The sequence below is a fragment of the Streptomyces sp. NBC_00376 genome (genome assembly GCF_036077095.1).
GTDB lineage: Bacteria > Actinomycetota > Actinomycetes > Streptomycetales > Streptomycetaceae > Streptomyces.
Genome location: NZ_CP107960.1, coordinates 6,436,097 through 6,460,265, shown reverse-complemented (window position 1 = coordinate 6,460,265; position 24,169 = coordinate 6,436,097). Strand labels below are relative to the sequence as shown.

Below are 24,169 nucleotides of genomic sequence, written 5' to 3'. Positions count from 1 at the left end.
TCCAAAATGCACGGGTTGCCCCGGCATGTGAATCTGAACGCGGTCCTGGCCCCGAGAGTCCCCATAGGAGGAACACCATGGCCAAGAACAAGAACCGCAAGCAGGGCAGCCAGCAGAACCGCGCGTCCGGCACGGAGCGCGGCGCGGAAGAGGCGAAGACGACCGCGTACGAGTCTCAGATACAGCCTCAGTCGCAGGCCCAGGGCAGCCCTTCTGATGTTGCCCGTAAGCACCAGCGGCGCTTCGGCCACAACTGACCGGAGACTTCTCCGGTCCGGCCGTCGGCCGGGTGACCGAGAGGGGCGCTCCCGCTTTCGCGGGGCGCCCCTCTCGTACGTTTGCGCGGGAGAGCCGGCTCAGCCGGCCAGGCAGGACGGGCCGAGCAGCACCTTCAGGTCACCGAAGAGCGCCGGGTCGGGCTTGACCCGGTGCCGGTCGAGCCGGAGCACCGTGGTCTTGCGGGGGCCCTGGAGCTTGATCCGCACCTCGGTGTCGCCCCGGTGGCTGCTGAGGACCTCGCCGAGGCGGCTGACCATGGGCGGGGTGATCTTGACGGTGGGGATGGTGAGGACCACGGGGGCGTTGGTGCCGGCCGACGAGATGTCGGGGACCTGCATCTCCATGGCGACCAGCCGGGGCACGTCCTCCCGCTTGTCGAGGCGCCCCTTGACGAAGACGACGGTGTCCTCGACGAGCTGGGTGGAGACCAGCTGGTAGGTGGCCGGGAAGAACATGCACTCGATGGAACCGGCCAGGTCCTCGACGGTGGCGATGGCCCAGGCGTTGCCCTGCTTGGTCATCTTGCGCTGGAGGCCGGAGATGATGCCGCCGACGGTGACGATGGCGCCGTCGGCGTGCTCGCCGCCGGTCAGCTGGGAGATCGAGGAGTCGGCCTTGTCGGACAGCACGTGTTCCAGGCCGAAGAGCGGGTGGTCGGAGACGTACAGGCCGAGCATCTCGCGCTCCTGGGCCAGCAGGTAGGACTTCTCCCACTCGATGTCGGAGAACTCCACGTCGAGCCCGAAGCCCGGCTCGTCGCTCTCCTCCTCGCCCATGCCGCCGAAGAGGTCGAACTGGCCCTCGGCCTCCTTGCGCTTGACCTGCACCACGTTGTCGATCATCGGTTCGTGGTGGGCGACCAGGCCCTTGCGGGTGTGGCCCATCTCGTCGAAGGCGCCGGCCTTGATCAGCGATTCGACGGTGCGCTTGTTGCAGACGACCGCTTCGACCTTGTCGAGGAAGTCGGGGAACGAGCTGTACTTCCCCTTCGCCTTGCGGCACCGGATGATCGAGTCGACGACGTTCTGGCCGACGTTGCGCACGGCGGTGAGGCCGAAGAGGATCACGTCGTCGCCCTGGGCGGCGAAGTTCGACAGGGACTCGTTCACATTGGGCGGCAGCACCTTGATGCCCATGCGGCGGCACTCGTTGAGGTAGACGGCCGACTTGTCCTTGTCGTCCTTGACCGAGGTCAGCAGCGCCGCCATGTACTCGGCGGGGTAGTTCGCCTTGAGGTACGCGGTCCAGTAGGTGACCAGGCCGTACGCGGAGGAGTGCGCCTTGTTGAACGCGTATCCGGCGAAGGGGACCAGCACGTCCCACAGGGCCTTGATCGCGGCGTCGGAGAAGCCCTTCTCCTTGGCCCCCGCCTCGAAGAGGACGAAGTTCTTCGCCAGCTCCTCGGGCTTCTTCTTGCCCATCACGCGGCGCAGGATGTCGGCCTCGCCGAGCGAGTAGCCGGCGACGATCTGGGCGGCCTTCTGCACCTGCTCCTGGTACACGATCAGGCCGTAGGTGAGGCCGAGGACCTCCTTGAGGGGCTCCTCCAGCTCCGGGTGGATCGGGGTGATCTCCTGGCGGCCGTTCTTGCGCTCGGCGTAGTTCGTGTGCGAGTTCATTCCCATCGGGCCCGGCCGGTACAGGGCCGAGACGGCGGAAATGTCCTCGAAGTTGTCGGGCTGCATCTGGCGCAGCAGGGAGCGCATCGGGCCGCCGTCGAACTGGAACACGCCGAGCGTGTCACCGCGGCAGAGCATCTCGTACGTCTTGGGGTCGTCCAGCGGGAGGCCGAGCAGGTCCAGCTTGACGCCCTTGTTGGACTCCACCATCTTCACGGCGTCGTCCATGATGGTGAGGTTTCGCAGGCCGAGGAAGTCCATCTTCAGCAGGCCGAGCGACTCGCACTGCGGGTAGTCCCACTGCGTGATGGTGACGCCGTCGGTGTGCCGCACCCAGATCGGGGCGTGGTCGACGATCGGCTCGCTGGACATGATGACGCCGGCGGCGTGCACGCCCATCTGCCGGACCAGGCCCTCGACGCCCTTCGCGGTGTCGATGACCTTCTTGACGTCCGGCTCGTTCTCGTACATCCCCCGGATCTCGCCCGCCTCGCTGTAGCGCGGGTGCTTGGGGTCGGTGATGCCGTTGAGGTCGATGCCCTTGCCGAGGACGTCGGCGGGCATGGCCTTGGTGAGCCGGTCGCCCATCGCGTACGGGTAGCCGAGGACCCGGGCGGAGTCCTTGATGGCGTTCTTCGCCTTGATCTTTCCGTACGTGCCGATCATGGCGACCTTGTCGGCGCCGTACTTCTCCGTCACGTACCTGATCACTTCGACGCGCCGGCGCTCGTCGAAGTCGATGTCGACATCGGGCATGGAGACGCGCTCGGGGTTGAGGAACCGCTCGAAGATCAGCCCGTGCTCGATCGGGTCGAGGTCGGTGATGCCCATCGCGTACGCCACGATCGAACCGGCGGCGGAGCCTCGGCCGGGGCCGACCGCGATGCCGTTGTTCTTCGCCCACATGATGAAGTCGGCGACGACCAGGAAGTACCCCGGGAACCCCATCTGGATGATGATGTCCATCTCGTACTCGACCTGCTTCTGCCGGTCCTCGGGGACACCGCCCGGGAAGCGCCGGTTCATCCCGACGCGGACCTCTTCCTGGAACCAGGTGATCTCCGTGTAGCCGTCCGGGATGTCGAACTTCGGCATCAGGTCGCGCTTCTCGAACATGCCGGTGGTGTCGATCTGCTCCGCGACCAGCAGGGTGTTGGCGCAGCCCTCCTGCCAGGCGTCGGAGGAGTCGACGCCGTACATCTCGTCGGTCGTCTTGAGGTAGTAGCCGGTGCCGTCGAAGCGGAAGCGGTCCGGGTCGGAGAGGTTCTTGCCGGTCTGGATGCAGAGCAGGGCGTCGTGCGCGGTGGCCTCGTGCGCGTAGGTGTAGTGCGAGTCGTTGGTCACCAGCGGCGGGATGTTCAGCTTCTTGCCGATTTCGAGGAGCCCGTCACGGACCCGGCGCTCGATCTCGATGCCGTGGTCCATCAGCTCCAGGAAGTACTTGCCCTCGCCGAAGATGTCCTTGTAGTCGGAGGCGGCCTGGACCGCCTCGTCGAACTGGCCGAGCCGCAGCCGGGTCTGCACCTCGCCCGAGGGGCAGCCGGTGGACGCGATCAGGCCCTCGGACCACTGGGCGATGGTCTCCTTGTCCATGCGCGGCCACTTCTGCAGCCAGCCCTCGGCGTACGCGTCCGAGGACAGCTTGAAGAGGTTGTGCAGCCCGGTGCTGTTCGCCGCCCAGATCGTCTTGTGGGTGTAACCGCCCGAACCCGAGACGTCGTCGCGCTTCTGGTGCGGCTGGCCCCACTGGATCTTCCGCTTGTGCTTGCGCGACTCCGGGGCGACGTACGCCTCGATGCCGATGATCGGGGTGACGCCCGCCTTCTTCGCCGAGTGGAAGAAGTCGTAGGCCCCGTGCAGGTTGCCGTGGTCGGTCATCGCGATGTGCGACATGCCCATTTCGTTGCAGGCAGCGAACATGTCCTTGAGCCGCGCGGCACCGTCCAGCAGCGAGTACTGGGTGTGGACGTGAAGGTGCGTGAAGGGCGGCTTGGTCACGGCGCTGTGCCTCCGGGAAACGGCTTTGGCGGGCTGGGGGGACAGCGTGGAAGTCTACGTCTTCGAGGGCACGGACGACGGGCACTCCCGGGTACGGTCGCGCGTTGTAGCACTGAGACGCCCGTCCCATTTGTCATGCACGTCTGTCATGCACGTCAGGTACCAGGAGGCACCCAGAGATGTCGGAAGCGCAGACCGGCGCAGCAGAGCGCGGGGAGCAGATTCTTGAGGTCTTCGACACCGCGTTCGGGCAGCTGCTGGCTGCCGATCCGGCTGCCTTCCGGGTCAAGTTCCGCAAGATGGCGGGCTCGGCCTTCGCCTTCTACCGGGGCACGGCGTGCCTGTTCTACAACGACCTGGAGCGGGAGCGGCACGGCGGCCCGTACCTGGACGAGCGGACCGGCCGGGTGTGGATCCACGGCGATCTGCACGCGGAGAACTTCGGCACGTACATGGACGCCAACGGCCGGCTGATCTTCAACGTGAACGACTTCGACGAGGCGTACGTCGGCCCGTTCACCTGGGACCTCAAGCGGTTCGCCGCCTCCGTCGCCCTGATCGGGTACGCGAAGGCGCTGAGCGACGAGCAGATCAGCGAGCTGGTCCGGGTCTACGCGGCGGCCTACCGCGAGCGGGTCCACGCGCTGGCGACGGGCGTCAAAAATGAAGAGGTGCCGCCCTTCACGCTGGACACGGCCGAGGGCCCGCTGCTGGGCGCGCTGCGCGACGCCCGGTCGCTGACCCGGTTCTCGCTGCTGGACTCGATGACGGAGATCCGGGACTTCGAGCGCCGGTTCGCTCCGGGCGGCGGCTCGATCGACCTGGACGCGGCGACACGCTACAAGGTGCTGGCGGCCTTCGACGGCTATCTGGAGACGCTGCCGGAGTCGAGCCTGACCCGCCCCGACTCGTACCGGGTGAAGGATGTCGTCGGCCGTCGCGGCATCGGGATCGGTTCGGCCGGGCTCCCCTCGTACAACATCCTTCTGGAGGGCAACAGCGACGCCCTGGAGAACGATGTGGTGATCTACCTCAAGCAGGCGCAGACCCCCGCGGTCTCCCGGCACATCACCGACGCGGCGGTGCGCGAGTACTTCCAGCACGAGGGCCACCGCACCGTGATCTCGCAGCGCGCCCTGCAGGCTCACGCCGACCCGTGGCTCGGCTGGACCGAGCTGGACGGGGCGGGGCAGCTGGTCGCCGAGGTGTCTCCGTACGCGGTCGATCTGGACTGGTCCGACATCGACGAGCCGGAGGAGATCGCGGCGGTCGTCGCGGATCTCGGCCGGGCGACGGCGACGATGCACTCCGCGGCCGATGACGAGAGCGGTCACTCGCTGGTGCCGTTCTCCACCGAGCGGGCGATCGACGCGGCGATCGCGGCCGACGAGGAGGGCTTCGCCGAACTGCTGGTGGACTTCGCCCACAGCTACGGCGCCAGGGCCCGCGCCGACCATCAGATCTTCGTGGACCTCTTCCGCAACGGCCGCATTCCGGGGCTCTGATCCCATCAGCCCCATCCCTTTAGGGCTCACTTACAGGTTCGCATGCGACACTCCTCGGCGATGGACATATCCGGGAAGCAGATCAGAGTCGTTCGCGCGGCGCTTTTCACAGCGCTCGTCGTGATGCTCTCCGCTGCGTCCCATGTGCTGCTCTCCCGGGTCCCGCTGCCACTGACCGCCGTCGCCCTGCTGGCCGGCGTGGTGTTCGCCGTGGCGTACGCGCTGGCCGGCCGGGAGCGCGGCTTCGGGGCGATCGCCGGGCTGCTGGTCCCGCTGGAGCTGGCCGCCGACACCGTCTTCACCACCGGTCAGCATGTCTGTTACGGCGCGGCCGGCGGCCCGATCGCGGGGCCGCTGCGTTCGGTCGGCGTCGACGTGCTGTGCGGCGGCATGGTCGGCGCCGGTGCGGCGCCGACCGGTGCCGAGGCCGCCCCGTTCGCCTCGGTGACCGATGCCGGGCACACGACGGCCGCGCTGCTGGCCTCGCCCGGCCCCGCGGTGCCGTGGCTGCTGCTCGCCGCCCATGTCTCGGTCGGCCTGCTCGCCGCGGCCTGGCTCCGGCGGGGCGAGTCCGCGCTGGCCGGTCTGCTGGAGGCGGCCGCCGTCCTGGCGTTCCGGCCGCTGCTGATCGCGGTCGCCGTGGTCGGAACGGCCCGCCGCCCGGCCCGGCGCCGGATGCGGCCCGCCGGACGTGGTCCGCACCCGCTCGTACACGCCCGTCTGCTCGTGCACTCCGTGGGACGGAGGGGACCGCCGCGCTCGGCCTTCACCATCGCCTGAGCACGCAATCCCCTACGACACGCCCCTCACACCATGGAGATACGGACATGAGCAACCGCAACACCCAGGCCAACAAGGCGGCGGCCCGCGAGCGTCTGCGCGCCGAGCGCGAGCGCCAGGCCAAGAAGGACAAGACCCGCCGGCAGATCATCGTCGGCGTCTCGATCGTCGGCGTCCTGGCCGTCGTGGGTGCTGCCGCCTGGGGCGTCATGCAGCTGAACAAGCCGTCCCACTGGGCGGCGGCCAAGGACGCGAAGAATGTGACCGCGCCCAAGAACACCTCGGGCAAGGACGGCACCACCGTCGTCATCGGCAAGTCCACCGCCAAGAAGACCCTGGAGCTGTACGAGGACTCGCGCTGCCCGATCTGCGGAACGTTCGAGCAGTCCGTCGGCGAGACGGTGCGCAAGGACGTCGATGCCGGGAAGTACAAGATCAAGTACATCGGTGCCACGTTCATCGACGACATGTCCGACGGCGAGGGCTCGAAGAACGCGCTGAGCGCGCTCGGTGCGGCGCTCAACGTCAGCCCGGATGCCTTCCTCGACTACAAGGCCGCGCTCTACTCCGCGAAGTACCACCCGGAGGAGACCGACGACAAGTTCAAGGACGACTCCTACCTGATCAAGGTCGCCGACACGGTGGACGCGCTGAAGGGCAATGCCGCCTTCCAGAAGGACGTCAAGGACGGCACCTTCGACAGCTGGGCGATGAAGATGTCGGCGGCGTTCGACGACAGCGGCGTGCGGGGCACCCCGACGCTGAAGATGGACGGCAAGGCACTCACCGACGGCCAGAGCGAGAACGCCCCGATGACGGTGGAGGCCTTCAACACCGCGATCACGGCCGCACTGAAGGGCTGACCGGCCGGCGACATCCCGGCAGCGGCCCCCGACGGGCAGGCGAACTTCCTGAATTCGCCTGCCCGTTCACCTTACCGGTCAGTAGGGTTCTGCCCCGTGACCAGTCGACGCGATTCCTCGCCGCTCTCCACCCCCAGCCGCCGCACGGTCGTCAAGGCCGCTGCCGCCACCGCCGTCGCGGCCCCCGTGCTGGGCTCCGCCACCGCCGCCCGCGCCGCCGACGGCCCGGCCTTCCTGCACGGCGTCGCCTCCGGCGATCCCCTGCCCGACGGCATCCTGCTCTGGACCCGTGTCACCCCGACCCCGGACGCGGTGCCCGGTTCGGGCCGCGGCGCCGATACGGCGGTGCACTGGGAGGTCGCCGAGGACAAGGACTTCGCCCAGGTCGTCGCCCGGGGCACGACCGTCGCGAAGGCCGCGTCCGACCACACGGTCAAGGCCGATGTGCGGGGCCTGGCACCCGCCACCGCGTACTGGTTCCGCTTCTCGGCGGGCGAGGGCACGCAGACGCTCTCCCCGGCCGGCCGTACCCGGACGGCGCCGACGGCCGGTGCCGCCACGCCCGGTGTGCGCTTCGGCGTGGTGTCGTGCGCCAACTGGGAGGCCGGGTACTTCTCCCCGTACCGCCACCTCGCCGCCCGCGCCGACCTCGACGCGGTGCTCCACCTCGGCGACTACATCTACGAGTACGCGTCGGGAAGCTACCCGGACGAGAAGTACGTCGTACGGCAGCACCGGCCGGTCCACGAGATCCTCACCCTCGCCGACTACCGCACCCGGCACGCCACGTACAAGACGGACCCCGACCTCCAGACGCTGCACGCCACGCACCCGGTGATCGCGATCTGGGACGACCACGAGTTCGCCAACGACACCTGGTCGGGCGGGGCCGAGAACCACACGCCGGGCACCGAGGGCACCTGGGCGGACCGGGTCGCGGGCGCCAAGCAGGCGTACTTCGAGTGGATGCCGGTCCGCGCCTCCACCGAGGGCACCGTCTACCGGCGGCTGCGCTTCGGCAACCTGGCCGACCTCCACCTCCTCGACCTGCGCAGCTTCCGCTCCCAGCAGGCGGGGATCGGCAGCGGCGCGGTCGACGACCCGGAGCGCAGCATCACCGGGCGGGCGCAGCTGGACTGGCTGAAGTCGGGGCTGGCCGGCTCGGACGCCACCTGGAAGCTGGTCGGCACGTCGGTGATGATCTCGCCGGTCGCGTTCGGCTCCGTACCGGCCCATCTGCTGGCGCCGCTGGCCGAGTTGCTGGGGCTGCCCAAGGAGGGCCTGGCCGTCAACGTCGACCAGTGGGACGGCTACACGGACGACCGCAAGGAGCTGATCACGCACCTGCGGGACCGGTCGATCACCAACACGGTCTTCCTGACCGGTGACATCCACATGGCCTGGGCCAACGACGTACCGGTGAAGGCGGCGACGTATCCGCTCTCCGACTCGGCCGCCACCGAGTTCGTGGTGACGTCGGTGACCTCGGACAACATCGACGACATCCTGCACGTGGCACCGCAGACGGTCTCGCTGGTCGCGGCCGCCGCGGTGAAGGCCGCCAACCGTCATGTGAAGTGGGTGGACATGGACTCGCACGGCTACGGCGTCCTGGACGTGACCGCCGAGCGCTCGCAGATGGACTACTACGCCGTCTCCGACCGGACGAAGCGGGACGCGGCGTCGGCCTGGACGCGTTCGTACCGGACGCTCAGCGGGACGCAGAAGGTCGAGCGGGTGGACAGCCCGGTACGCTAAGGGGCTATTTTCGGCCACCTCCGCATATGTTGACGGCGCATTGCGTCGCTACGGCGGGTGGTGTGTCCCGAGGATCGAATGGGGACACACCACCCGCCGGGGTAACGCCTACGGTTACTTCACCGTCTCAAACTCTGGAACGCGAAGAAAGATTCATTCCGGTTTCGACCCTTTTGCGAATGCTTGATTGGGCTTGATCGTTCCTCCTCGGAGGCTGACATGCGCACGTAATCTCCCGGCGGCGGGTGAGGAAATACCTCTCCCACACATCCGCGAGGAGTCCACGTGCGCGCTCTTGTCCGTATATCGCCGCGTATGCGAAACCGTGCGATCGGCACCGCCGTCCTGGCCGGAACCCTGGCCCTGGCACCGCTCTCCGCTCCTTCCGGCTCCGCCGCCTCGGCCACCTCCAAGACCTCCGCCTCCGCCGCCCAGAAGTGCGCGGACGACGCCGGAGCGAGCGCCACGGCGCGCGAGGCCCGCCCCTCGGGCACCGCGCACGCCGCGGACCCCAATGAACTCTCCGCGGCCCAGGCCAAGGCCATGGACGCGCAGTTGAAGCAGAGACTCGCGGACCGCCGGGTCAGCGGCTCCTCGCTCGCCGCGGGCGCAACGATCCCGGTGTACTTCCACGTCGTGCACTCCGGGACGACCGGCAAGCTCAGCGCCGCCGCGATCAGCAGCCAGATGAACGTCCTGAACGCCGCCTACAGCGGGCAGGGTTCGGGCAACACGAACACCGGCTTCCAGTTCACGCTGGCCGGCACGGACTACACGGACAACAGCTCCTGGTACGACGGCGTCTCCCCCGGCTCCGCCGCCGAGAAGGCCATGAAGTCCTCGCTGCGCAAGGGCGGCGCGAACGCCCTCAACATCTACACCGCCAACCTCGGCGGCGGCCTGCTGGGCTGGGCCACCTTCCCCAGCTCGTACAAGTCCAACCCCTCGGACGACGGCGTCGTCATGCTCGACGCCTCGCTGCCCGGCGGCTCCGCCACCAACTACAACGAGGGCGACACCGCCACCCACGAGGTCGGCCACTGGATGGGGCTTTACCACACCTTCCAGGGCGGCTGTAACGGCAACGGCGACTACGTCTCCGACACTCCGGCCGAGAAGACCCCCGCGTACGAGTGCCCGACCGGGCGTGACTCCTGCACCAACAAGACCGGGGTCGACCCGATCCACAACTTCATGGACTACACCTACGACTCGTGCATGACCCAGTTCACCGCGGGCCAGGTCCAGCGGATGAGCGACAGCTGGACCGCGTACCGGGGCTGATCCGGCCCGGGGCCCCGCGGTGCGGGGCCCCTCACCGCGTCACAGCGTGGCGAGGAAGCCGAGCGAGACCTTCCAGGCCAGCTCGGCCGACGCCTGGTCGAAGTCGGGCAGTTCGGCATCCGTGAAGAGATGGCCCGCGCCCGGATAGCGGTAGACCTCGACGTCGGCGCCGGTCCGCCGCATCTGCAGGTACCAGGAGTTCAGCCAGTCGTGCGTCTCGAAGGGGTCCGGGTCGGCGACGTGCAGCTGTACCGGCAGCTCGTCCACGGACGCGTTCTCGGCGATGTCCGACGTGCCGTGGAACATCAGCAGACCGCGGGCCTTCTCGTCGCCGAGCGCCAGGGTCTGCGCGGTGGAGGCGCCGAACGAGAAACCCGCGTACACCAGACCCCGGTCGGAGTAGGGGGCGGCGGCCAGCACGGCCCGCCTGAGCAGTTCGTCCTTGCCCACCTCTTCCTTGAAGGCCAGGCCCTCCTCGACGGTTTCGAACGTGCGCCCCTCGAAGAGGTCGGGCACATGCACCTCGTGCCCGGCGGCGCGAAGCCGGCCGGCCGCCGCGTGCACCGCGGGGCGCAGACCGTACGTCGAGTGGAAAAGCATGATGTTCATGAGTCCCATGGTGCCAGCTACGGTCGGGGGCATGGAGAACCTGCTGCGCCCACTGATCGTCGTCGGCGGCTCGGTCGTGATCACACTGCTGGTCGGCTGGCTGGTCGATCTGCTGCTCAGACGGGCCGACGGCCGGCACCACGACACCCCGCTGTGGGGGCTGTTGCGGCACTGCCGAATACCGCTCCAGCTGACGCTGGGCACGGCGCTGCTGCTGGGCTCGTACACCCACAGCCGGCTCGAAGCGGTCACCGCCCACCGGACCGGGATCGGCCAGACCCTGTCGCTGGTACTGATCGGGGCCTCGGCCTGGCTGGTGGTGCGGATCGCGACGGCCGTCGTCGACTCCCTCTACGCGAGATACGCCGCGAGCACCCCCGATCCGGCGCGCGTCCGGCGGGTCCGTACCCAGGTGACGCTGATCCAGCGGGTGCTCACCGCGATCGTGGCGACGGTCGCCGTCGGCGCGATGCTGCTGACGTTCCCGGGGATGCGCACGTTCGGCACCTCGATGCTGGCCTCGGCCGGTGTGCTCGGCATCGTGGCGGGCGTGGCCGCCCAGTCGACGCTCGGCAATCTCTTCGCAGGGCTGCAGATCGCCTTCGGCGACATGGTGCGCATCGGTGACACCGTGGTGGTGGACGGTGAGTGGGGCACGATCGAGGAGATCACGCTGACCTTCCTCGCGGTGCGGACCTGGGACGAACGGCGGATCACGATGCCGGTCTCGTACTTCACCAGCAAGCCGTTCGAGAACTGGTCGCGCGGCGGCGCGCAGATGACCGGCTCGGTCTTCCTCCACCTGGACCACTCGGCCCCGGTCGAGGCGATGCGCGAGCAACTGCGGGACATCCTGGGCGAGTGCGCCGCGTGGGACGGCCGTGACTGGTCCCTGGCCGTCACCGACACCACGCCGTCGACGATCCTGGTCCGCGCGGTGGTCACGGCGAAGGACGCGGGCGACATCTGGACGGTGCGCTGTGCCGTACGGGAACAGCTCATCGGCTGGCTGCGCGACCACCACCCGTACGCGCTGCCGAAGGTCGCGACGGCGGCCGCGGCGCTGCCGCCGGAGAGCGAGTGGCCGCATCCGTCCAGCTCCGTGCACGAGAAGCCGTCGGACCGGGACAGGTCCCCGCGCACGGGACGCGGCTGACCGGGGCCGGGGCCGGTCACCGCCTCACCGCCTCACCGCCTCACCGCCTCACCGCAGGCTGCGGACGTCCAACTGCCGCAGCACCCGGTCGACGATCTCCGGGTCCGCCCCGGTCTCGTTGCGGGCCGACAGCACCGCGTGGCGGGCGGCCGACATCATCTCGCGCTGGACGCGGCTGACCGCCTTGAAGCGCTCGGCCCGCTTCGCGTACGCCTCGCGGCGCTCGTCGTCGACCATGTCGGGACTGATCCGCGCCCCCACGTCGTACGCCAGCCGCTGGAGCCGCTCGGTGACCTCGTCCGGGAACTCCTCGACCTCCTGGATCTCCTTGAGGCGCTGCTTCGCGGCCTTGGCGGCGCGGATCGCGAGGTCCTTCTCCAGCGCCTCCTCGGCGTCCGTGTCCGCCTTGACCCGGAGCTTGCGGACCAGCCACGGCAGGGTGAGCCCCTGCACGACGAGCGTGGCCATGATCACCGCGAAGGCGATGAAGACGATCTCGTCGCGGCCCGGGAACGGCTTCCCGTCGTCCGTCTTCAGCGGGATCGCCAGCGCCAGCGCGACCGACGCCACTCCGCGCATCCCGGCCCACCACATGACGACGGTCTCCCGCCAGCTGGTGGGGATCTCCTCGCTGACGTCGCGCCGGGTGTGCAGCCGCTTGGCCAGCCAGGTGGCGGGCAGCAGATACAGCAGCCGTACGCCGACGACCACCACGACCACGGCGAGTCCCCAGCCCAGCAGCTTGAGTTCGCGCCCGTCCGCCGTGCCGAAGACGTTGTGCAGTTCGAGCCCGATCAGCCCGAAGGCGACCCCGGTGACGAGCGTGTCGACGATCTCCCAGAAGCTGCGGCCGGTGAGCCGGCCGAGGACGTCGTCGGCGTCGGCGGTGTGCTCGGCGAGGAAGAGCGCGGTGGTGAGGACGGCGAGGACGCCCGAGCCCATCAGCTCCTCCGCGAGCACGTAACTCACGAACGGCACCAGCAGGGTGAGGCCGACCTGGAGCGTGGCGTCGCCGAGCAGGCCCATGAGCTTGATGGTGAGCCAGCCGAGCACCAGGCCCACCACCACGGCCACCACAGCGGAGAGGATCAGCAGCCCGAAGGCCTCCGGCAGCGAGAAGCTCCCGCTCACCGCGGCGGCGATCGCCACGTGGTAGAGCACGATCGCGGTCACGTCGTTGAACAGCCCCTCGCCCTCCAGGATGGAGACGAGCCTGCGCGGCAGCCCGACCGAACCGGCGACGGCGGTCGCCGCGACCGGGTCGGGCGGGGCGACGAGCGCCCCGAGCGCCACGGCCGCGGCGATGGGCAGCCCGGGGACGATCGCGTTGGCGACCGCGGCGACGGCGGCCGTCGTGACGAAGACCAGCGCCACCGCCAGCAGAAAGATCGGTCGTTTGTTGGCGGCGAACTGCCGCCAGGAGGTTCGCTGCACGGAGGCGTAGAGAAGTGGCGGCAGCAACGCCGGAAGGATGATCTCGGGCGGGATGTCCACATTCGGTACGAAGCTGAGGAAGGCCATGCCGACCCCGGCGAGCGTCATCAGGACCGGCGCGGGCAGCCCGAGACGCTCGCCCAGCGGCACCGTGACCACAGCCCCGAGCAACAGCAGGAGGAGCAGTGCCATTTGGTCCACGGGATGCCTTCCGGAGCACGGGGTGCCGACCTCCGCGATCGGCGGATCCGACCTCTGTGATCGGCGGATCCGGGGTCAAAGCCTGTCACGCAAGGCCAGCAATCCAGACAACACCCCCTGATTCCTACTCCTGCGACCGACATTCCTCCGATGTATCCACGGTGTATCTGCGGTCGAACCCCTTCCCCTGCCTCCTCGGGGCGGGCAGTATGCGGCGTGCGTGATTCAAGGACAGGAACTCCCACCACGTACATGACTGGCAGGAGAGGCCACGTGACCGCGTTCTCCCGAAGGCATTTCGTCTCCACCGCCACTGCCGGAACATCCGCGCTCTGGCTGGCCGGCTCCCGTACCGCATGGGCGGCGGCCGGCCCCGTACCGACGGAGCACCGATCCATCGACATCCACGAGAAGACCGTCCGCGACGCCGCCATGACCTGGCGCACCCTCCCCACCGGCTGGCAGGAGGCGCCGTTCCTCGCCAACGGACACCTCGGCGCCCAGCTGTACGCCGGAACGACCGCGAACACGCTGAAGCTGATGACCAGTCACAGCCAGGTGCAGGACCAGCGCGGCCAGTGGCGCGGCGGCATCGGCTACTCCCGCCTCCCCATCGGGTACTTCACCCTGACCCTCGCCGGGGAGATCACCGCCGTCGACTGGACCCTGGACCTGTACGACGCCGAGCTGCGCGGCACCGTCACCACCACCCGGGGCTCGCTGGCCTTCTCCGCCCTGGTCCAGAACGACACCGGCGCGCTGCTGGTCTCCACCCGCCCCACCCCCGGCGAGGAGTCCGCGGCCTGGACCTTCCACTGGCTGCGGGCCGCCACCACCCGTACCAGCGGCAGGCCCGAGGACTACACGCCCAATCCGGAGCCCCGGACCGGTGACGGCTTCGCCGAGCAGCCGCTGCTGGCCGGCGGCGGCTGGACCACGGCCTGGCGCGAACGGCGCGAGGGCACCGGCCGGCTGCTCGCCGCCCACCTCGTGTACCGCTTCCCCGGCCAGGTGTCCGAGGCGACGGCCGAGGCGCTGCGGGCCGTGGACCGCACCCTGGCCGCCGAGCCGGACCGGCTGGTGGACCGTCACCGCCGCTGGTGGCACGCGTACTACCGGCGCAGCTTCCTCTCCGTACCGGACAAGCGGCTACAGAGCTTCTACCTCGTCCAGCTCTACAAGCTCGCCGCGTCGACCAGGGCCGACGGCCCGACGATCTCCGAATGGGGCCCGTGGTTCCCCGAGGTCGGCAACAACTGGACGGCGGTCTGGTGGAACCTCAACGTCCAGATCGGCATGGCCCCCGTCCACGGCTCCAACCACCCCGAACTCGACTCGGTGACGGGCGCGTTCCGCCGCTTCGAGCACAACCTCCCCGCCTCGGTCCCGGCCGATTACCGCGACGGCGAGAGCTACGCCCTGGGCCACCCCTCCGATTGGCAGCTGCGCGCGGGCGACACCTATGACGTCGGCGCCCCCGGCTCGTCCCATGTCTCCGACAACTTCGGCAACCTCACCTGGGCCCTGCACAACGTCTGGCAGTCCTACCGGCACTCGATGGACCTGTCGGTGCTGCGCGACGTGGTGCACCCGATCCTCGCGAAGGCCGTCAACTTCTACGCGCGCTTCCTCCACGAGGGCCCGGACGGCCTGCTGCACCTCCCGGAGACCCGCTCCCCCGAGTATGCGAACGCCGTGGACTGCACCTACGACCTCTCGCTGATCCGCTGGGGAGTGCGTACCCTGATCGCGTCGGCGGAGCTGCTGCGCAACGGCGATCCCAGGCTGAAGCGCTGGCAGGACATCGAGCGGCGCCTGGCCCCGTACGCCGAGGACCCGGCGGCCGGCGTCATGATCGGCAAGGACGTCCCGCTGGCCGGCTCGCACCGGCACCACTCGCACCTGCTGTGGCTGTACCCGCTGCGCGAACGGAACTGGGACCGGTCCCGGGACCGCGAGGTGATGCGGCGCTCCATGGACCACTGGGTCTCCATGCAGGAGCTGTGGCACGGCTACAGCTACGCCACCGCCTCGTCCATGTACTCGGTGATGGACGAGCCGGAGAAGGCCCTCGACTTCCTGACCTTCTTCACCGATCTGAACGTGGTCGCGGACTGCACGATGACGGTCAACACGATGTACCGGGAGGGCAGGAACCTCGCCCTGGAGAGCCCGCTGTCCGCCGCCCAGTCGATGCTCGACATGGTGGTGCAGGGGCACGAGGGGGTGGTGAAGGTCTTCCCGTCCGTCTCGGAGCGCTGGGCGGACGCCTCGATCGCGTCCCTGCGGACCCAGGGCGCCTTCCTGGTGGACGCGGACCGCTCGGGCGGTGCCACGCGCTGGGTACGGGTGCACAGCGAGGCGGGCGCGCCGCTGACCCTGGAGCACTCGGTCAGGGGCCGGATCGAGGTACGGGACGCGCACGGGCGCCCGCTGCACTGGCGGGAGACCGGACCGGGCCGGATCACGCTCGCCCTGCCCCGCGGCGCCACGGCGGTGATCACTCCGCAGGGCGCTCCCCGCCCGCACGCGGCCCCGCGCGATGTGCCGTCGAACGGCGCCTGGACCCGGTGGGGGATGCCGGAGTAAGGCCGGCTTCCCCGGCGCCTCAGTCCCGCAGGGTGCGGCGCATCGCCCGATGGGGGATGCCCGCGTCCGGGAACTCGGGGCCGTACGCCTCATAGCCGAGGCGTTCGTAGAAGCCGAGCGCATGGGTCTGGGCGTGCAGGTCGACGGCGGCCAGACCGAGCTCACGGGCCGCGTCCTCGATGGCCCGGACCAGTGCGGCACCGACCCCGAGGCCGCGTGCCGCCCTGGTCACCGCGAGCCTGCCGAGCGAGCCGACGGCCGGGTCGCCGCCGGTCTTCGCGGCGGCAGCCGGGCCGTGCAGCAGCCGCCCGGTGCCCAGCGCCGAGCCGTCCGCCGCGAGGGCGATCACATGCAGGGCGACCGCGTCGTACTCGTCGTACTCGATCTCCTCGGGCACGTCCTGCTCGCCGACGAAGACGTCCTTGCGGACCAGGAAACAGGCCGCGAGGTCCTGCTCACCGACGGCGCTACGCGTGGTGTACAGGGCGGGCGTGCCGGTCATTCGCTCTCCGCCGCGATCTTGTCCAGGGCCTGCTGGAGGTCGTCCGGGTAGCTGCTGGTGAACTCCACCCAGCTGCCGTCGGACGGGTGCTCGAAGCCGAGCCGGACGGCGTGCAGCCACTGCCGGGTCAGGCCCAGGCGCTTGGCCATCGTCGGGTCGGCGCCGTAGGTGAGGTCACCGACGCAGGGGTGGCGGTGGGCGGACATGTGCACCCGGATCTGGTGCGTACGGCCCGTCTCCAGCTTGATGTCCAGGAGGCTGGCGGAGCGGTAGGCCTCGATGAGGTCGTAGTGCGTCACGGAGGGCTTGCCCTCGGCGGTGACGGCCCACTTGTAGTCGTGGTTGGGGTGGCGCCCGATGGGGGCGTCGATGGTGCCGCTCATCGGGTCCGGGTGGCCCTGCACCAGCGCGTTGTACTTCTTCTCCACGACCCGGTCGCGGAACTGCGCCTTCAGCAGGGTGTAGGCCCGCTCGGACTTGGCGACGACCATCAGGCCGGAGGTGCCGACGTCGAGGCGGTGGACGATGCCCTGGCGCTCGGCGGCGCCGGACGTCGAGATCCGGTACCCGGCCGCGGCCAGACCGCCGATGACGGTCGTGCCGGTCCAGCCGGGGCTGGGGTGGGCGGCGACGCCGACCGGCTTCACGATCACGACGATGTCGTCGTCGTCGTGCACGATCTCCATGCCCTCGACGGGCTCGGCGACGATCTGCACCGGAGCGGGAGCCTGCGGCATCTCCACTTCCAGCCAGGCGCCGCCCTGGACCCGCTCGGACTTCCCGACCACCGAGCCGTCCACCTGCACCTTCCCGGCGGCCGCCAGCTCGGCGGCCTTGGTGCGGGAGAAACCGAACATCCGGGAGATGGCGGCGTCGACACGCTCGCCCTCCAGACCGTCGGGTACGGGCAGGGTGCGGACCTCGGGATACGTACTCACCTGTCGAGTATGCCTTGCGCCCGTCAGTCCTTGTGCACGGTGCCGTCGGGGTCCAGGCCCTTGAAGGAAAGGATCACGATCAGGATGCCGCCGCAGACGATCGCGGAGTCGGCGAGGTTGAAAACGGCGAAGTGGGCGGGGGCGATGAAGTCGACCACCGCGCCCTCGAAGACGCCGGGGGCGCGGAAGATGCGGTCGGTGAGGTTGCCGAGCGCACCGCCGAGCAGCAGGCCGAGCGCGATGGCCCACGGCAGACTGTAGAGCTTGCGCGCGAGCCGGGCGATCACCACGATGACGGTCGCCGCGATGAACGTGAAGATGATGGTGAACGCCTCACCGATACCGAACGCGGCACCGGCGTTGCGGATCGCGCTGAGCTGCAGCCAGTCCCCGATGAGCTCGATCGGTTCGTGGTGCTCCAGCTTCGCGACCACGATCATCTTGCTGATCAGGTCGATGAGGTAGGCGAACACGGCCACGACGAAGAGCACCGCGACCTTCCGCCTGCCCCTGTTCGGGGCGGTCTCCCCGCCCCGGTCGTCGGCCCGGTCCGCGGTCTCGTCCCCTTCGGCCCCCTCAGCATCGGGGATGTCCGGCGTACCGATGATGCGCTCCGCCTCTGCCACGTGAATCCCTCAACCTAGGTTCCTGACTGAGGACGAGGGTACGACACACCGCCGGGGATCAGCCTCGTCGCTCCTGCTTCTGTTTGTCCTCGACACAGAGCGTGGCGCGCGGGAACGCCTGCATCCGCGCCTTGCCGATCGGATTGCCGCAGATCTCGCACAGTCCGTACGTCCCGGCGTCGAGCCTGGCCAGCGCCCGCTCGGTCTGGTCCAGCATCTCCTGGGCGTTGGCGGCGAGCGACATCTCGTGCTCGCGGGTGATGTTCTTGGTGCCCGTGTCCGCCTCGTCGTCACCCGCGCCGTCGCCGGAGTCGCGCATCAGCCCGGCGAGCGCGGCGCTCGCGGCCTCCAGCTCGCTGCGCAGCCGCATGGTCTCGCTGCTCAGCTCGGCCCGCGCGTCGGCGACCTCCTCCGGCGTCCAGGGGTCCTCGCCCGGACGGACCGCCAGCTCGCCGGGGGCCGTCGTGACTCCCCCGCCGGCCGAGGGCAGGGGCGCCGCGCCCGTGCCGGCCGTGCGGGTCCGGGCCGCGCTCTTCTTGGCTACCACCGTGTGGGCTCCTGTCTTCCCGGCGGCCTCGGCCGCCACCTCGGCCGCGGACGCGGCCTTCTTCGAAGCCTTCCTGGCTGCGCTCTTCCTCGCAGGTGCCTTCTTGGCGGCGGGCTCCTTCGCCGCGGTCTTCTTCGCGGCGGCCTTCTTCACCGCGGTCCCGGCCGCACCGGCCTCCGGGACGGTCTCCATTCCCGCGTCGCCACCCGTCTCTCCGGCTGCCGCGCCCGTGGATCCGGCTGATGCCGTCTTCTTTGCGGCGGTCTTCTTCGCCACCATGGCCGCGGCCCCTTCACATATTGTGATCTTGCACGCGAATCGTGCTGGGACGATAAATCGACCCCAGCACCGCGGCAACGGGGCACGCCGCCGAATCGCTCCTTCCCGCGTCCGGTTCCGGACCTGCCTGCATCCGTTGTGCCCAGCTCACGGCCGGGTAATCCGCCTCCGGGCCGCCCGCCCGGAGGCCGTAAGCCTCCGTCTGGCCATTCGGGTCACGCCCCGCCCTCCGCGTTAAACCGGTCGGCCGTCCCCCGTACGGGCCCGTACACTGGCCTCAGCGAGAGGCGTGGATGGGACGAGTAGCGTCGTACGCAGCCAGGAGCGACCCGGGGACGGTGGAAGCCCGGGGGCGAGCGCGTCGTGAAGATCACCCGGAGCTGCCGGAAGAACGCCGCAGGGCAAGTAGAACCGGCATCGCGCCCCAATGAGGGGGCCACGGGCGCACGCCCGGGGTCAAGGAGGGTGGTACCGCGGGAGCCGATGAGGCCCTCGTCCCTCCGACGGAAGTGGAAAACGTCCGCCGGAGGAAGTCCGCCCATGACATCGCCGCAGTACCACCAGGTACCCGCCCAGGTCGACCTGCCCGCGCTGGAGCACGCCGTGCTCGATTTCTGGCGCGACAGCAAGGTCTTCGCCAAGAGCCTCGAACAGTCCGAGGGACGCCCCGAGTGGGTCTTCTACGAGGGCCCGCCGACCGCCAACGGCATGCCCGGCGCCCACCACATCGAGGCCCGCGTCTTCAAGGACGTCTTCCCCCGCTTCCGGACCATGCAGGGCTACCACGTCGGCCGCAAGGCCGGCTGGGACTGCCACGGACTGCCGGTCGAGCTCGCGGTCGAGAAGGAGCTGGGCTTCAACGGCAAGAAGGACATCGAGGCGTACGGCATCGCCGAGTTCAACGCCAAGTGCCGTGAGTCCGTGACCCGCCACACGGACGCGTTCACCGAGCTCACGACCCGCATGGGCTACTGGGTCGACCTCGACGACGCGTACCGCACGATGGACCCCGAGTACGTCGAGTCGGTGTGGTGGTCGCTGAAGGAGATCTTCAACAAGGGCCTCCTGGTCCAGGACCACCGCGTCGCCCCCTGGTGCCCCCGCTGCGGCACCGGCCTCTCCGACCACGAGCTGGCGCAGGGGTACGAGACGGTCGTCGACCCCTCGGTCTTCGTCCGCTTCCCCCTCACCTCCGGCCCGCTGGCCGGCGAAGCCTCCCTCCTCGTCTGGACGACCACCCCCTGGACCCTGGTCTCCAACACCGCCGTCGCCGCGCACCCCGACGTCACCTATGTCGTCGCGACCGATGGCGAGGAGAAGCTCGTCGTCGCGCAGCCGCTCGTCGAGAAGGCGCTGGGCGAGGGCTGGGAGACCACCGGCGAGAGCTTCACCGGCCGCGAGATGGAGCGCTGGACCTACGAGCGCCCGTTCACCCTCGTCGACTTCCCCGCCGAGGCGCACTACGTCGTCAACGCCGAGTACGTGACGACCGAGGACGGTACGGGTCTGGTCCACCAGTCCCCCGCGTTCGGCGCCGACGACCTCCTGGTCTGCAAGGCGTACGGCCTGCCGGTCGTGAACCCGGTCCGCCCCGACGGCACCTTCGAGGAGGACCTGCCGCTGGTCGGCGGGGTCTTCTTCAAGAAGGCCGACGAGGCGCTCACCGAGGACCTGGCCGCCCGCGGCAAGCTCTTCCGGCACGTCCCGTACGAGCACAGCTACCCGCACTGCTGGCGCTGCCACACCGCGCTGCTCTACTACGCGCAGCCGTCCTGGTACATCCGCACGACCGCCATCAAGGACCGGCTGCTCCAGGAGAACGAGAAGACCAACTGGTTCCCGGACTCCGTCAAGAACGGCCGCTTCGGCGACTGGCTGAACAACAACGTCGACTGGGCGCTGTCCCGCAACCGCTACTGGGGCACCCCGCTGCCGATCTGGCGCTGCGAGGACGGCCACCTCACCTGCGTGGGCTCCCGCACCGAGCTCGGCGAGCTCGTCGGCACCGACCTCTCGGGTCTCGACCCGCACCGCCCGTTCATCGACGAGGTCACGTTCACCTGCTCGCACGAGAACTGCCAGCTGGAGGCGTACCGCGTCCCGGAGGTCATCGACGCCTGGTACGACTCGGGTTCGATGCCGTTCGCGCAGTGGGGCTACCCGTACAAGAACAAGGAGCTCTTCGAGAGCCGCTACCCGGCGCAGTTCATCTCCGAGGCCATCGACCAGACCCGCGGCTGGTTCTACACGCTGATGGCGGTCGGCACCCTGGTCTTCGACAAGTCGTCGTACGAGAACGTGGTCTGCCTGGGCCACATCCTCGCCGAGGACGGCCGCAAGATGTCCAAGCACCTGGGCAACATCCTTCAGCCCATCCCCCTCATGGACCAGCACGGCGCGGACGCGGTCCGCTGGTTCATGGCGGCGGGCGGCTCCCCGTGGGCGGCGCGCCGCGTCGGCCACAACACGATCCAGGAGGTCGTCCGCAAGACGCTCCTCACGTACTGGAACACGGTCGCCTTCCAGGCCCTGTACGCCCGTACGTCGAACTGGGCGCCGTCCGCGGCCGACCCGGCCCCGGCGGACCGCACGGTCCTGGACCGCTGGCTGCTGAGCGAGCTGAACGCACTGGTGGACCAGGTCACGCAGGCCCTGGAGAGTTACGACACCCAGCGCGCCGGCAAGCTGCTGTCCTCCTTCGTCGACGACCTGTCCAACTGGTACGTACGCCGCTCGCGCCGCCGCTTCTGGCAGGGCGACAAGGCGGCGCTTCGCACCCTGCACGAGGTCGTCGAGACGGTGACCCGGCTGATGGCCCCGCTCACCCCGTTCATCACCGAGCGGGTCTGGCAGGACCTGGTCGTCCCGGTCACGCCGGACGCCCCCGAGTCGGTCCACCTCTCCACCTGGCCGAAGGCCGACTTGGCGGCGATCGACCCCGCCCTCTCCACGCAGATGGCGCTGGTCCGCCGCCTGGTCGAGCTGGGCCGGGCCACCCGCGCCGAGTCGGGCGTCAAGACCCGCCAGCCGCTGTCCCGCGCCCTGGTCGCGGCGACCGGCTTCGAGTCGCTCTCCCCCGAACTGCACGCCCAGATCACCGAGGAGCTGAACGTCTCCTCGCTGGCCTCGCTCTCGGAGGTCGGCGGCTCACTGGTCGACACGACCGCGAAGGCCAACTTCCGGGCGCTCGGCAAGCGGTTCGGCAAGGGCGTCCAGGCGGTGGCCAAGGCGGTCGCGAACGCCGACGCGGCAGCCCTCTCGCTGGCCCTGCGCGAGGGCACGGCGTCGGTCGAGGTGGACGGCGAGACGGTCACCCTCTCCCCCGACGAGGTGATCATCACCGAGACCCCGCGCGAGGGCTGGTCGGTGGCGTCCGACTCGGGCGCGACGGTCGCCCTGGACCTGGAGATCACCCCGGAGCTGCGGCGCGCGGGCCTCGCCCGTGACGCGATCCGCCTCGTCCAGGAGGCCCGCAAGAACAGCGGCCTGGACGTCGCCGACCGCATCGCCGTCCGCTGGACATCGGCGGCCCCCGCCACGGTGGAGGCCCTGACCGAACACGCGACCCTGATCGCGGACGAGGTCCTGGCCCTGGACTACGCCCAGGGCGAGGCGGACCCGACGTACGGCGAACCGTTCGAGGACGAGGGCCTGTCCCTGACGTTCCGCCTCCGCAAGACGGAGCAGTAACCCACGAGAAGCAGGAGGGCCCGGCCGGACTGGTGTCCGGCCGGGCCCTCCTACTGTCACCTCAACTTCCCAGCACCGCTTTCAGCCCGCCCCGGCGCCGCTTTCAACCCCTCCCCGTGTCACTCTTCAGCCCGCCCAGGCGCTGCTTTTCAGCCCCTCCGGCGATTGAGGAGCGGGGTCTGGGGCAGAGCCCCAGGTTCGGGAAGGGGCGGGTAGGGGAACAGCCCGGCACAGCGCCCCCCACGCCCCACCCGCAGCCCCGCACCCGCACAGCAAAAGGGCCGGGCCCCGGGGAAATCCCCGGGGCCCGGCCCTCAGCCTGCCGACGGCTACGCGCTCATCGCGCGCACCCGGCTCAGTTGTCGTCCTCGTCGATCAGGAACCCACGCATCGGCGAAGGAGCCTGCTGCATCGGCTGCGGCGCCTGCGGCCGCACCGGCGCCATCGGCTGGGTCATCGCCGGCGACATCTGCTGCTGGCCGCCGTACGAGGGCCCACCGCCCATGGACGGATTGCCGCCCATCGGCTGGTTGCCGTGGTTGCCGCCCATGGCGTGGCCCATGGCACCCGCACCGGCCGGAGCCAGCGAGGGCGACGGCGGCAGCGAAGCGGTCGCCGGGGTCCGCGGCGGAGCCAGCGAGTCGTCCGCCTGGGTCTCCAGCTGCCGCAGCTGGCTCTCCAGGTAGGACTTCAGACGGGTCCGGTACTCACGCTCGAAGCCACGCAGATCCTCGACCTTGCGCTCCAGCGTCGCGCGGGCCGACTCCAGCGAGCCCATCGCCACGCGGTGCTTCTCCTGAGCGTCCCGCTCCAGGGCGTCCGCCTTGGCACGCGCGTCCCGCTCCAGACCCTCGGCGCGGCTGCGCGCCTCGCCGACGATCTTGTTGGCCTCGGAACGGGCCTCCGCGATCGCCTGGTCGGCGGTCTGCTGCGCGAGCGAGAGGACACGGGCGGCACTGTCGCCACCGGGGCCCTGACCGGGCTGCTGCATCTGCGGCGGCTGCATCTGCTGCATCTGCTGCTGCGGAGCGTGACCGCCCATGGGGCCGCCCATCGGGCCACCCATGGGACCGCCCTGCATCGGGCCGGGGCCGTGCGGGCCCTGCGGACCGGGGCCGTGCTGGCCCTGGGGACCAGGACCGTGGCCACTGGGACCGGCGGGCAGCTGCGGAGCACCACCGGGCAGCTGGGGGGGACCCATCTGCGGGGGCTGCTGCTGGACCGGCGGACCCGATATGGCGGCGGGCACAGGTGCCCCGGGCCTGTCCTGCGGCTCCGGCTTGCGCATGCCCTGCTGCTGGTTCTGCGCGGCGGCACGCGTGGCAGCGGCCAGCTTCGCGCGCAGGTCCTCGTTCTCACGGAGCAGGCGGGTCAGCTCGGACTCGACCTCGTCGAGGAAGGCATCGACCTCGTCCTCGTCATAGCCTTCTCGGAGGCGGACGGTCGTGAACTGCTTGTTCCGCACGTCCTCAGGAGTCAGCGGCATCTCTTCTTCACCTCTACGTAGTCGTC

General features: G+C 69.8%; 17 protein-coding genes. 9 read left to right on the top strand and 8 right to left on the bottom strand.

Features of this window, described 5'->3' with window-relative positions:
- Positions 1 to 77: 77 nt before the first annotated feature.
- Entirely contained in the window at positions 78 to 257 is a 180-nt protein-coding gene (locus OG842_RS29120; RefSeq protein ID WP_266736692.1) for a hypothetical protein, read from the top strand.
- Positions 258 to 356: 99 nt separating this feature from the next.
- Here OG842_RS29120 and dnaE read toward each other — a convergent pair whose 3' ends face one another.
- Positions 357 to 3,896 (bottom strand): DNA polymerase III subunit alpha, encoded by a 3,540-nt coding sequence (gene dnaE / locus OG842_RS29115; RefSeq protein ID WP_266736694.1) that lies wholly within the window; start codon positions 3,894 to 3,896, stop codon positions 357 to 359.
- Between the two features lie 179 nt (positions 3,897 to 4,075).
- Here dnaE and OG842_RS29110 point away from each other — a divergent pair, with 179 nt between their 5' ends.
- From OG842_RS29110 to OG842_RS29090, 5 genes are all read left to right on the top strand, one after another.
- Complete coding sequence (locus OG842_RS29110; RefSeq protein ID WP_266736696.1) at positions 4,076 to 5,401, top strand: DUF2252 domain-containing protein; 1,326 nt, start codon at positions 4,076 to 4,078, stop codon at positions 5,399 to 5,401.
- Between the two features lie 60 nt (positions 5,402 to 5,461).
- Entirely contained in the window at positions 5,462 to 6,181 is a 720-nt protein-coding gene (locus tag OG842_RS29105) for a hypothetical protein (protein WP_266736698.1), read from the top strand.
- A 47-nt stretch (positions 6,182 to 6,228) separates the two neighbouring features.
- Positions 6,229 to 7,044: a DsbA family protein gene (locus tag OG842_RS29100; RefSeq protein ID WP_266736699.1), complete on the top strand. Its 816-nt coding sequence runs from the start codon at positions 6,229 to 6,231 to the stop codon at positions 7,042 to 7,044.
- Positions 7,045 to 7,140: 96 nt separating this feature from the next.
- On the top strand, positions 7,141 to 8,802 hold the full coding sequence (locus tag OG842_RS29095) for an alkaline phosphatase D family protein (RefSeq protein ID WP_266736701.1): 1,662 nt from the start codon (positions 7,141 to 7,143) through the stop codon (positions 8,800 to 8,802).
- Positions 8,803 to 9,117: 315 nt separating this feature from the next.
- Positions 9,118 to 10,086, top strand: coding sequence for a zinc metalloprotease (locus OG842_RS29090; RefSeq protein ID WP_266736702.1), 969 nt, complete (start codon positions 9,118 to 9,120; stop codon positions 10,084 to 10,086).
- A 39-nt stretch (positions 10,087 to 10,125) separates the two neighbouring features.
- Here the strand turns inward: OG842_RS29090 and OG842_RS29085 are convergent, their stop codons facing one another.
- Positions 10,126 to 10,704, bottom strand: coding sequence for a dienelactone hydrolase family protein (locus OG842_RS29085; protein WP_266736704.1), 579 nt, complete (start codon positions 10,702 to 10,704; stop codon positions 10,126 to 10,128).
- Between the two features lie 22 nt (positions 10,705 to 10,726).
- Here OG842_RS29085 and OG842_RS29080 point away from each other — a divergent pair, with 22 nt between their 5' ends.
- Positions 10,727 to 11,851: a mechanosensitive ion channel family protein gene (locus OG842_RS29080; protein WP_266736706.1), complete on the top strand. Its 1,125-nt coding sequence runs from the start codon at positions 10,727 to 10,729 to the stop codon at positions 11,849 to 11,851.
- Positions 11,852 to 11,899: 48 nt separating this feature from the next.
- On the opposite strand, the gene OG842_RS29075 is transcribed toward OG842_RS29080, so the two are convergent.
- Positions 11,900 to 13,486 carry a Na+/H+ antiporter gene (locus tag OG842_RS29075; protein WP_266736708.1) on the bottom strand — a complete coding sequence of 529 codons (1,587 nt, stop codon included), beginning with the start codon at positions 13,484 to 13,486 and terminating at the stop codon, positions 11,900 to 11,902.
- A 273-nt stretch (positions 13,487 to 13,759) separates the two neighbouring features.
- On the opposite strand from OG842_RS29075, the gene OG842_RS29070 reads away from it, so the two are divergent.
- A complete protein-coding gene (locus tag OG842_RS29070) occupies positions 13,760 to 16,075 on the top strand; it encodes a glycosyl hydrolase family 95 catalytic domain-containing protein (RefSeq protein WP_323185886.1) in 2,316 nt (771 codons plus the stop codon).
- Positions 16,076 to 16,094: 19 nt separating this feature from the next.
- Here the strand turns inward: OG842_RS29070 and OG842_RS29065 are convergent, their stop codons facing one another.
- From OG842_RS29065 to OG842_RS29050, 4 genes are read right to left on the bottom strand one after another with little or no spacing between them, the layout of a single operon-like run.
- Complete coding sequence (locus tag OG842_RS29065; RefSeq protein ID WP_266736709.1) at positions 16,095 to 16,577, bottom strand: GNAT family N-acetyltransferase; 483 nt, start codon at positions 16,575 to 16,577, stop codon at positions 16,095 to 16,097.
- The gene (locus tag OG842_RS29060; RefSeq protein WP_266736710.1) at positions 16,574 to 17,515 is read right to left on the bottom strand and encodes an RluA family pseudouridine synthase; all 942 of its coding nucleotides are present in this window, start codon (positions 17,513 to 17,515) and stop codon (positions 16,574 to 16,576) included. The genes OG842_RS29065 and OG842_RS29060 overlap by 4 nt, the downstream gene beginning before the upstream one ends.
- Before the next feature lie 23 nt (positions 17,516 to 17,538).
- Positions 17,539 to 18,141 carry a signal peptidase II gene (gene lspA, locus OG842_RS29055; protein ID WP_266736711.1) on the bottom strand — a complete coding sequence of 201 codons (603 nt, stop codon included), beginning with the start codon at positions 18,139 to 18,141 and terminating at the stop codon, positions 17,539 to 17,541.
- Between the two features lie 58 nt (positions 18,142 to 18,199).
- Positions 18,200 to 18,967 (bottom strand): TraR/DksA family transcriptional regulator, encoded by a 768-nt coding sequence (locus tag OG842_RS29050; protein ID WP_266736713.1) that lies wholly within the window; start codon positions 18,965 to 18,967, stop codon positions 18,200 to 18,202.
- Positions 18,968 to 19,507: 540 nt separating this feature from the next.
- On the opposite strand from OG842_RS29050, the gene ileS reads away from it, so the two are divergent.
- Entirely contained in the window at positions 19,508 to 22,657 is a 3,150-nt protein-coding gene (ileS, locus tag OG842_RS29045) for an isoleucine--tRNA ligase (protein WP_266736715.1), read from the top strand.
- A 355-nt stretch (positions 22,658 to 23,012) separates the two neighbouring features.
- Here ileS and OG842_RS29040 read toward each other — a convergent pair whose 3' ends face one another.
- On the bottom strand, positions 23,013 to 24,143 hold the full coding sequence (locus OG842_RS29040; RefSeq protein WP_266736717.1) for a DivIVA domain-containing protein: 1,131 nt from the start codon (positions 24,141 to 24,143) through the stop codon (positions 23,013 to 23,015).
- Between the last annotated feature and the right edge of the window lie 26 nt (positions 24,144 to 24,169).

Coding starts and splice junctions, on each gene's coding strand:
- OG842_RS29120 (WP_266736692.1), top strand. CDS start 78: ATGGCCAAGAACAAGAACCGCAAGCAGGGCAGCCAGCAGAACCGCGCG.
- OG842_RS29110 (WP_266736696.1), top strand. CDS start 4,076: ATGTCGGAAGCGCAGACCGGCGCAGCAGAGCGCGGGGAGCAGATTCTT.
- OG842_RS29105 (WP_266736698.1), top strand. CDS start 5,462: ATGGACATATCCGGGAAGCAGATCAGAGTCGTTCGCGCGGCGCTTTTC.
- OG842_RS29100 (WP_266736699.1), top strand. CDS start 6,229: ATGAGCAACCGCAACACCCAGGCCAACAAGGCGGCGGCCCGCGAGCGT.
- OG842_RS29090 (WP_266736702.1), top strand. CDS start 9,118: ATGCGAAACCGTGCGATCGGCACCGCCGTCCTGGCCGGAACCCTGGCC.
- OG842_RS29085 (WP_266736704.1), bottom strand. CDS start 10,704: ATGGGACTCATGAACATCATGCTTTTCCACTCGACGTACGGTCTGCGC.
- OG842_RS29080 (WP_266736706.1), top strand. CDS start 10,727: ATGGAGAACCTGCTGCGCCCACTGATCGTCGTCGGCGGCTCGGTCGTG.
- OG842_RS29065 (WP_266736709.1), bottom strand. CDS start 16,577: ATGACCGGCACGCCCGCCCTGTACACCACGCGTAGCGCCGTCGGTGAG.
- OG842_RS29050 (WP_266736713.1), bottom strand. CDS start 18,967: ATGGTGGCGAAGAAGACCGCCGCAAAGAAGACGGCATCAGCCGGATCC.
- ileS (WP_266736715.1), top strand. CDS start 19,508: ATGACATCGCCGCAGTACCACCAGGTACCCGCCCAGGTCGACCTGCCC.
- OG842_RS29040 (WP_266736717.1), bottom strand. CDS start 24,143: ATGCCGCTGACTCCTGAGGACGTGCGGAACAAGCAGTTCACGACCGTC.